Origin of the sequence: Haloferax sp. Q22, from assembly GCF_001482285.1 — an archaeon.
GTDB lineage: Archaea > Halobacteriota > Halobacteria > Halobacteriales > Haloferacaceae > Haloferax.
In genome coordinates this window covers 126988-135400 of record NZ_LOEP01000029.1, presented here as the reverse complement: position 1 = coordinate 135400, position 8413 = coordinate 126988, and the positions used below count along the sequence as shown (strand labels likewise).

9 protein-coding genes are annotated in these 8413 nt (G+C 67.6%); 4 read left to right on the top strand and 5 right to left on the bottom strand.

What is annotated here, in order from left to right; translation table 11 throughout:
* Nucleotides 1–333, bottom strand: a 333-nt coding sequence (locus AM590_RS13010) for a DUF790 family protein (RefSeq protein ID WP_157575466.1), incomplete at its 3' end; no start/stop codon positions are given.
* A 131-nt stretch (nucleotides 334–464) separates the two neighbouring features.
* On the opposite strand from AM590_RS13010, the gene AM590_RS13005 reads away from it, so the two are divergent.
* Nucleotides 465–857 carry a hypothetical protein gene (locus AM590_RS13005; protein WP_058827853.1) on the top strand — a complete coding sequence of 131 codons (393 nt, stop codon included), beginning with the start codon at nucleotides 465–467 and terminating at the stop codon, nucleotides 855–857.
* Nucleotides 858–913: 56 nt separating this feature from the next.
* Here the strand turns inward: AM590_RS13005 and AM590_RS13000 are convergent, their stop codons facing one another.
* The gene (locus AM590_RS13000) at nucleotides 914–2278 is read right to left on the bottom strand and encodes a DEAD/DEAH box helicase family protein (protein ID WP_058827852.1); all 1365 of its coding nucleotides are present in this window, start codon (nucleotides 2276–2278) and stop codon (nucleotides 914–916) included.
* 133 nt (nucleotides 2279–2411) lie between these two features.
* Here AM590_RS13000 and AM590_RS20890 point away from each other — a divergent pair, with 133 nt between their 5' ends.
* Nucleotides 2412–2561, top strand: coding sequence for a hypothetical protein (locus tag AM590_RS20890; RefSeq protein ID WP_004970650.1), 150 nt, complete (start codon nucleotides 2412–2414; stop codon nucleotides 2559–2561).
* 31 nt (nucleotides 2562–2592) lie between these two features.
* Here AM590_RS20890 and AM590_RS12995 read toward each other — a convergent pair whose 3' ends face one another.
* Genes AM590_RS12995 through AM590_RS12985 form a run of 3 tightly spaced genes read right to left on the bottom strand, consistent with a single transcriptional unit; the run spans nucleotide 2593 to nucleotide 5317 of the window.
* The gene (locus AM590_RS12995) at nucleotides 2593–3417 is read right to left on the bottom strand and encodes an ABC transporter ATP-binding protein (RefSeq protein WP_058827851.1); all 825 of its coding nucleotides are present in this window, start codon (nucleotides 3415–3417) and stop codon (nucleotides 2593–2595) included.
* The gene (locus AM590_RS12990; RefSeq protein ID WP_058827850.1) at nucleotides 3405–4274 is read right to left on the bottom strand and encodes an ABC transporter permease; all 870 of its coding nucleotides are present in this window, start codon (nucleotides 4272–4274) and stop codon (nucleotides 3405–3407) included. Before AM590_RS12990 ends, AM590_RS12995 begins: the two co-directional genes overlap by 13 nt.
* Nucleotides 4271–5317 (bottom strand): ABC transporter substrate-binding protein, encoded by a 1047-nt coding sequence (locus AM590_RS12985; protein ID WP_058827849.1) that lies wholly within the window; start codon nucleotides 5315–5317, stop codon nucleotides 4271–4273. The genes AM590_RS12990 and AM590_RS12985 overlap by 4 nt, the downstream gene beginning before the upstream one ends.
* A 256-nt stretch (nucleotides 5318–5573) precedes the next feature.
* On the opposite strand from AM590_RS12985, the gene AM590_RS12980 reads away from it, so the two are divergent.
* A complete protein-coding gene (locus AM590_RS12980; protein WP_058827848.1) occupies nucleotides 5574–6695 on the top strand; it encodes a pyridoxal phosphate-dependent aminotransferase in 1122 nt (373 codons plus the stop codon).
* 130 nt (nucleotides 6696–6825) lie between these two features.
* The gene (locus tag AM590_RS12975) at nucleotides 6826–8394 is read left to right on the top strand and encodes a Na+/H+ antiporter NhaC family protein (RefSeq protein WP_058827847.1); all 1569 of its coding nucleotides are present in this window, start codon (nucleotides 6826–6828) and stop codon (nucleotides 8392–8394) included.
* Nucleotides 8395–8413 lie beyond the last annotated feature (19 nt).

The following is an 8413-nucleotide window of genomic DNA, read 5'->3' as shown; positions in this document are numbered from 1 at the left end:
GGCCGCGGCCCGCTCCTCGTCGGTCGTCACGCCGCCGACCGCCATCGCGGCCTCGAACGCGGCGCGGCGGGCGCGGGCCGGCGGCAGGGGAGCCGCCGTCTCGAACACCGCCTCGCGGTCGAGCAGCGACGCGAACCCGCGGGCGAGTTTGAAGTCGTCGGCCTCGGCTTCGAGGTCGGCGAGGGCGTCGTCGAGGTCGGCCCGCGCGTCGCCGACGTGTCGCCGGAAGACGCCGATGGCCTTCGCGGCCAGCGGGCGGTCCCCCCGGTCGGCGAACTGTGGATGGTAGCCGCCGCCCGCCCGCGACACGCGAAGCAGGTCCTTCGTCAGCACGCTCGCCACGACGGGACCGCGGGACAAAAACGACTCGGGCGGCGTGGGCAAGAAGCGAGCGACGGCGCGGGCGGGCACCGGCCGACGACGCGGACGACAAGGTTCATTGCGCCCGCGGCGGACGCCACCGTATGGAGCGACGACGCCTCCTCGGACTGGTCGCGGTCGGCCTGTCGTCCGGCTGTCTCGGGTCGCTTCCGGGCGCGACGGGCCCGCGAAACCCGCCCGAGGCACCGGCAGAGGAGCCCCGAGACACCCCGGAGGTACCGCCGGTCCGCATCTCAGAGGTCGACTTCGAGGCGACCGACGACGGCCGCCTCCGCGTCTTCGGGACGGTCGTCAACGACAGCGGAGCCGAGCGGATTGCCACCGTCGAAGCCCGCGTCGCCGTCCGCGACGAGGAGTCGACCCGGTCGCAGGAACTCGCCGTCCCGGCCGCGGGGAGCGCCGATTTCGCAATCGAGTTCGACTTCGAGTACGACGCCTTCCTCAACAACGGCGATTTGAACGTCACGCTGGTCTGACGTCGAAGACAGTCACATCGACGCCTCACGGCCTCGCTCGCCGACACCGTCCCGCGTCAGCGACGCCGGGCCGCCACCCGTTCTTCCGCCGTCTCGACGCTCACGAGTTCGTAGAGCGTCGCGGTCGCGCCGTCGGCCTTCGGCCGGAGGATGCGACCGAGGCGCTGGGTGAACTCGCGTTCCGACCCCGACCCCGAAAGGAGGATACCGACGTTCGTGTCAGGCACGTCCACGCCCTCGTCGAGCACGTTGGCCGCGACGACGGTGTCGTAAGTGCCGTCGCGGAAGCGGCCGAGGATTTCGCGGCGCTCTTTCGTCCCGGTTTCGTTGGTTATCGGCGGGACGAGGAAGCGCCGCGAGATGCGGTAGACGAGGTCGGTCGACGCGGTGAAGACGATGACGCGGTCCTCGCGGTGTCGCGCGAGCAGTCGCGCCAGTTTGTCCACCTTCGCCTCGGAGTTCATCATCACCTCGCGGGCGCGCTGCTTGGCGAGGAGCGCCTCCCGCGCTCGCGGGTCGTTCCCCGAGCGCATCACGAGTTTCTGGTAGTCGCTTCCCGACTGCATCGACAGCCCCGAGGTCCGCAGGTAGTTCACGAACGTCTCCTGTGCCTCGTCGTACGTCTCGCGCTCGTCGGCCGTCAGTTCCACCTCGATTCGGCGGACCTCGTAGTCCGCGAGGTGGTCGCCCGCCAGGTCGTCCACGTCGAGGCGGTACACCCGCGGGCCGACGAGTTCCTCCACGCGCTCGTGTGCGCCGTCGGGGCGTTCGAACGTCGCCGTCAGACCGAGGCGAGCGGGCGCGGCGAGGAATCTGGGGATGTCCCGATACCCCTCGCCGCCGAGGTGGTGCACCTCGTCGAAGACGACGAGGCCGAAGTCGCCGCCTACGTCGTCGGCGCGGAGGTACGCCGAGTCGTACGTCGAGACCGTGATGGCCTCCTGCGTCTGCTCGCCGCCGCCGAACCGGCCGACCGGCACGTCGAACTCGGTTTCGAGTTCGCGTATCCACTGGTCCTGTAAATCGATGGTCGGCACGACGACGAGCGTCGGCACCGAGTGGGCGACCATCGCGGCGACGGCGAGCACCGTCTTGCCCGCGCCGGTCGGCAGTTCCACGACGCCGCGACTGCCCGCGTCGAGCCACGCGTCGAGGGCGGCGCGCTGGTAGTCGCGGAGGTCGTAGGTGGTCGAAAGCGAGAGGGAAGCGTCGAGAGCGGCCGCGACCCGGTCGTCGTAGCCGACGCCGGCCGCGTCGAGCGCGTCCCGAATCGCGGCGTACCGCATCGCTGGGGCCCGATAGCCGCCGCTTCGGGGGTCGCCCTCGACGCTCGCAACGTCGGCGAGGGCGGCCCGAACGTCGGCGTCGGCGTCGTCGGTGCCGACGTGAACGGTGCCGTCCTCGAATCGGAGGGTCGTCACTACCGGCGCGTTGGCGGGGCGCGGTGATAAATCGACGGTCCCGTCGTGGACGGTCGGGACGGAATACCGCGAGTTTCCGGCCCGCCGTCCGCGGGCCGAAGGTTCAAATCCGATGGTGGGGCTACGGACGTGTATGAGCGACGACCTCGACGACGCGGTCGCACAGTTCCTCAGCGACTACAACAGCGCGATGAAGGAGTACGAGAAGGGCTACGTCGACGCCGACGCGACGCTGTCGGTCATCGACGCGCACATCGACGAGTTGCGAGAGGCGCGGGAGTAGAGACGCGAGAATCGGGCGCGTAGAAGCCGGATTACTCCCCGATGAGCCCGCGAATCCGCTCGACGTACGCCGCGAACTCGCTTTCGGTCCGCTCGCGCGGGCGGTCGATATCGACCGAGACGATTTCGCGGACGCGACCCGGGTTGGCGGCCATGACGACCACGCGGTCGGCGAGCGTGACCGCCTCCTCCACGTCGTGGGTGACGAACAGCACCGTCTTGTCCGTCTCCGTCCAGATGTCGAGCAGTTCGCCGTGGAGCATGTCGCGGGTCTGCGCGTCGACCGCGCCGAACGGTTCGTCCATGAGGAGGAGTTCGGGGTCGACCGCGAGCGCGCGGGCGATGCCGACGCGCTGTTTCATCCCGCCGGACAGCTCTTTGGGGTAGGCGTCGGCGAAGCCGTCGAGGCCGACGAGTTCGAGCATCTCCGTCACGCGTTCCGAGCGCGCCGGTTCCTCGACGCCCTGTTCTTCGAGGCCGAAGGCGACGTTCTCGGCTACGGTCCGCCACGGGAACAGCCCGTACTCTTGGAACACCATCCCGCGGTCGGTGCCGGGGCCGGTGACGGGCGAGCCGTCGAGGGTGACTGCGCCCGACGTGGCGTCTTCGAGGCCGGCGATGATGCGGAACAGCGTCGTCTTGCCGCACCCCGACGGGCCGACGATACAGACGAACTCGCCGTCCTCGACGGCGAACTCCACGTCCGACAGCGCCTCGACCGTCCGGCGGTCGGACGCGTAGGTCTTGCCGAGCGAATCGACGCTGACCTTTGCGGTGTCGTCGGGACTGGTCGCGGTTGCGGCCGTGTTCGCGGCCGCCCCCGTATCCGCGTTCGCGTCGTCGCTCATGCTCTCCACTCCAGCACCCGCCGTTCGACCCGGCGGAACAGGCCGTCGCTCACGAGGAAGACGATGCTGATGACGAGCATGTAGGCGACCGACACGTCCATCGCGAGGTTTTGCGCCGTGTTGAGAATCTCGTAGCCAACGCCGACGCCGACGATGAGTTCGGCGGCGACGACAATCATCCAACACTGGCCGATGCTCGTCCGAATACCGGTCATGATCGAGGGGCTGGCCGCCGGGATGACGACCTTCCGAATCATCGTCCAGTCGTCGTCGACGCCGAGGGTCGCGGCGACCTCCTTGAGGTCCTCCGAGACGCCTTCGACGCCGCCGTAGGCGCTGTAGAAGTTAATCCAGAAGGAGCCGATGGCGACGATGAACGTCGCCCCCTGGTGGTTGACGCCGAGCCAGATGACGGCGAAGCCGATCCACGCCAGCGGCGGAATCGGCCGGAGCAGGCGCGTGACGGGCGTGAAGACGCTGTCGACGCGAGTGTTCCAGCCCATGGCGACGCCCGCGAAGACGCCGAGCGAGGTCCCGATAAGCAGGCCCGGCACGTAGTGGTAGAGGCTCTGAATCAGTTTGACGAGGAGTCTCGTCGCCGGGAGTTCCGCGCCGGTGAAGGGAATCGAAAGCGACGCCGGCGCGGTGAGTTCGACGACGAACGCCGCCAGCACCTCGACGGGCGAGGGGAGGAGATACGTCGGCTGGAACAGCGCGGCGACGTACCAGACGGCGAGAAAGCCCGCGAAGCCGGCGACCGCGAGCCCCGTCTGTTCCGCGGAGAACCCCGCGAGCCGGTCGAGCAGTCGCTCGTCCGCCTCGGTCTCCGAGAGGGCGACGCTGGTGCCGACTTCGTCATTGCTCATAGCGAGTCGTAGATACCGTAATCGAACATCTCGTCGACGGTCAACTGCGCTTCCGTCTTCCCGAGCGTCTGGGCGTAGTCGGCGAAGATTTCAGCGCCGCCTTCGATATCGTGGGGGTCGGTGATGAAGTCCGACGCGGGGGAGTCGAGCGCCGCGCGAGCGGTCTCGACCGGGAGCGCGCTCTCGCCGATGACCGAACTCGCGTGCTGGGCGGCCGTGTCGGGGTTGTCGGCGACGAAGTTCGTCGCCTGCCGGTGGAGTTCGACGAACTCCGTGGCGAGGTCGCGGTTGTCCTGCCGGAGGCGGTCGTGCATGAGCGTGACCGCCGCGGGCTGGCCGGGCATGAAGTCGCCCGCCCACGCGATGGGCTGGAACGGCGCGTCGTTGGCGTCGATGACCGTCGGCACGGGTTCCATGATGCTCGTGCCGTCGACGTTGTTCGAGAGGAGCGCCTGCTGGACCGCGGCCGCGCCCCCGAGACCCTTGATGTTCACGTCCTCCTCGGGGTCGAGCCCGAGCGTGTTCTGAATCCAGTAGCGGAGCAGGATGTCCGGAACCGACCCCGGCGGGAAGGTGCCGAAGGTGAACTTGCGGCCCTGCTGCGCCTCGAACTCGGCGAAGGCGTCTTTCCCGTGTTCCTCCCACAGCGCGGCGAAGTCGTCGGTGGCGAGAATCTCCATCGCGTTTTTGATGTTCGCCGCGGTGATTTTCGCGGGAATACCCTTGTCCATGATAATCATCGCCGGGACGATGCCGAACATCATCACGTCGAAGTCGCCCGTCGCCGACGCCTGCACGATGCTCGGACCGTCGGAGAACTTCTTTCCCGAAACCGAGACCGAAAGCTCGTCGAACAGCCCCTCTTCTTCCATCACGAAGTACTGCATGTCCGGGTAGATGGGCATGTAGGCGACGTTGAGTTCGTCCAGCCCGCTCCCGCCGGACCCGCCGAGACAACCCGCGAGGCCGGCGGTCGCGGCGAGGCCGGACCCCTGCAGGAATCGTCTACGGCTGATTGAAGTCGAGCGTGGTGCCTCTGTCATTGCCATCGTTACGAATCAGCGCCTTATTCCGGGCGCGTACGCGGTAACGATAGACGCGGAAGATGACGCGGTGAGAACGGGCGATTCCCGTTCTATGGCCGTAACCGGAGTTGAGACGGTCGGTTTTCCTGAATTGTTCCATCCAAGATAGCGGCAGAGTAGTCCGGCAAGTGCTGGCGTTCACGTCACGGATTCAACGGGTCAGCGGCGACCGTGCGTGGGAAGAACTATCCCGAACGGGGACACCGGATAGGATATGACGCACTTCTCCGACCGGGTGGAGCGCATCTCCATCAGCGGCATTCGCAAGGTGTTCGAGGCGGCTGGCGAAGACGCTATCAACCTCGGACTGGGCCAGCCAGACTTCCCGGCCCCGGACCACGCGCGACGGGCGGCCGTCGAGGCCATCGAGGCCGGTGAGGCGGACGGCTACACGGGGAACAAGGGTCTCCCGAGCCTGCGCAAGGCCATCGCCGAGAAGCACCGCCGCGACCAGGGCGTCGACCTCGACCCCGACGACGTCATCGCCACCGCCGGAGGCAGCGAGGCGCTCCACATCGCCATCGAGGCCCACGTGAACGAGGGCGACGAGGTCATCATTCCGGACCCCGGCTTCGTCTCCTACGACGCGCTCACCAAACTCGCCGGCGGCGAACCGGTTCCGGTCCCCCTCCGCGACGACCTGACGCTCGACCCCGCGGCGGTCGAAGAGGCCATCACCGAGGACACCGCGGCGTTCGTCGTCAACAGCCCCGGCAACCCCACGGGCGCGGTGTCGCCGCCCGACGACATCGCCGAGTTCGCCCGCATCGCCGACGAACACGACGTGCTCTGCATCTCCGACGAGGTGTACGAGTACACGGTCTTCGAGGGCGAACACCGCTCGCCCATCGAGTTCGCCGAGACGGACAACGTCGTCGTCGTTAACTCGGCCTCGAAGCTCTTTTCGATGACCGGCTGGCGGCTCGGGTGGGTGTACGGCTCCACCCGCCGGGTCGAGCGCATGCTCCGCGTCCACCAGTACGTGCAGGCGTGCGCCTCCGCGCCGGCGCAGTTCGCGGCCGAAGCCGCGCTCAGCGGCCCGCAGGACCGTATCGAGGAGATGACTGAAACGTTCCGCGAGCGCCGCGACCTCGTCGTCGAGGGGCTGGAGGACATCGGCCTCACCGTCCCGTCGCCGGGCGGCGCGTTCTACGTCATGCCCGAGGTGCCCGAGGGCTTCGTCGACGAGTGCATCGACCGCGGCGTGATTATCGTCCCCGGCGAGGCGTTCGGCGAGCACGGCCACGGCTACGCCCGCCTGTCGTACGCGACCGACACCGAGTCGCTCCGCGAGGCCATCGAGATAATGGGCGAGGCGTACGACGCGGTCGTCTGAGGTTCTCACGCGCCCGCCAGCGTTCGATTCGTCGACCGAACTACGACAACCCACGGCATCCAATACGTCTTATTCTCGGCGCTCGAAGTGAAAACCCTTAAATTCGGGAGCCGGTGACGAAACGTTTGTCATGCCCGCAGAGACGCACGGAGTCATCAGCCTGCTGCCGGCGCTCTTCGCAATCGTGCTGACGCTGCTCAGTCGGCAGGTGCTCCTCTCGCTTTTCACCGGCATCTGGATAGGTGCGACCATCCTGGTGGGATGGAACCCAATCGGCGGGGCGGCGTACTCCCTCCAGTTGGTCATCAACAACGTGACCGGGTCGTTCAACAGCAAACTCCTCCTGTTTACGTTCCTCTCGGGCGCGATGCTCGGGATGATATTCCTCTCGGGCGGGATGAACGCGCTCGCACAGCGCATCATCGCCCGCATCAAGACCAGGAAACAGGCCGCGTTGGGGACGAGCGTCCTCGGGATGCTCATCTTCGTCGACTCCTACGCGAGCACGATGATCACGGGCTCGGTGATGCGGCCCATCACCGACAAGTTCGACATCAGCCGCGAGAAGCTCGCGTACCTGCTCGATTCGACCACCTCACCCGTGGTAAGCGTCGCCGTCGTCTCGACGTGGGTCGGCTTCGAGGTCGGCCTCATCCGCGAGCAGTTCGCCTCGCTCGGCATCGACCAGAGCGCCTTCGTGGTGTTCCTCCAGAGCATCCCGTTCCGCTTCTACAGCCTGCTCGCGGTCGTCCTCGTGTTCATCCTCGTCGTGATGGACTGGGACTTCGGGCCGATGAAGCGCGCCGAGCGCCGCGCGAAAGAAGAGGGGAAAGTCCTCGCCGACGACGCCGACCCCCTCATCGAGACGCGCGAAGAGGACATCGTCACGCCCGACTACGTCGATTCGCGCTGGTGGTACTTCGCCGCGCCCATCGTCGCGCTCGTCGCCGTCACCGGCTTCGGCCTGCTGTACTCCGGCGGCTGGCCCGGGCAGACACCCGTCGAGGCGCTGAAGGACGCGGCCACCGCCGACGCCATCCTCTGGGGCGTCTTCTCGGCGTGCGCGCTGCTGCTCGCCATCCTCGTCGGCCACGCCCGCGTCGAACTCGAAGCCGTCAGCGACGCCATCTTCGAGGGCTTCAAGATGGTCATGTTCCCCGTTGCCGTCCTCTCGCTGGCGTGGACCATCGGCGGTGTCAGCCAGGCGCTCGGCGTCGGTTCGTTCGTCGTCAGCGTCGCCCAAGGCGTCATCACGCCCGAACTCCTGCCCGCGGTGGTCTTCCTCGCCGCGGCCATCATCTCGTTCTCGATAGGCACGTCGTGGGGAACGATGAGTATCATGTTCCCCGTCGCGGTGCCCCTTGCCTACCAGCTCGGCGCGCCGCTCCCCGGTGCCATCGGCGCTATCCTCACCGGCTCGCTGTTCGGTGACCACTGTTCGCCCATCAGCGACACGACGGTCCTCTCGTCGATGTTCGCCGGCGCGGACCACGTCGACCACGTGAACACGCAGATTCCGTACGCCGTCCTCTGCGGCGCCGTCGCGACGGGGCTGTTCCTCGCCAGCGGCTACGGCGTGGGCTCGCTGGCGCTCCTCGGAGTCGGCGTCGTCGCGCTGTTCGCGCTCGCGTACTACCTCTCGCAACACGCCGACGTGAGCGTCCCAACCGCCTTCGGTTCCTCGTCGGACTCCGACTGACGAGTCGGAATCGGACCGC